This window comes from Clostridium sp. ATCC 25772, from assembly GCF_001573875.1.
Classification (GTDB): Bacteria; Bacillota; Clostridia; order Clostridiales; family Clostridiaceae; genus Clostridium_J; species Clostridium_J senegalense.
Window position 1 is genome coordinate 1 of sequence record NZ_LFRG01000211.1, and the last position, 535, is coordinate 535.

Sequence of the window (535 nt, forward strand, 5' to 3'; positions counted from 1 at the left end):
TAGAAGTAACTTAAATTATGACATAGATGGGGTAGTTATAGCTGTTGATGACATAAAAACTAGAGAAGTATTAGGATATACAATTAAGTTTCCTAAATGGGCAATAGCATATAAGTTTGAGGCTGAGGAAACAACCACTAAACTTTTGGATGTAGAATGGAATGTAGGTAGAAGTGGCAGAGTTAGTCCTACAGCAATTCTTGAGCCAGTAGAATTAGGGGGGGTAACAGTTAAAAGGGCTACTTTAAACAACTTAGATGACATTCAACGTAAGGGAGTTAAAATTGGAGCTACAGTGTTTGTTAGAAGATCTAATGATGTAATTCCAGAAATCATGGGAGTAGTAGAGGAGTCACTAGAAGGAAGTATTGATATAGAAGAGCCTAAGGTATGTCCTAGCTGTGGAGAAGAATTATTTAGAGATGGAGTACATTTGTTTTGTGAAAATACATTGGCATGTAAGCCTCAAATGGTAAAAACTATAGTTCACTACGCTGGCAGAGAAGCTATGAATATAGCTGGATTTAGCGAAAAA

At 36.1% G+C, this 535-nt stretch carries 1 pseudogene; it reads left to right on the forward strand.

Features of this window, described 5'->3' with window-relative positions:
• Positions 1 to 535 (forward strand): annotated as a pseudogene (locus AZI32_RS17635) (NAD-dependent DNA ligase LigA); the annotation flags it as partial.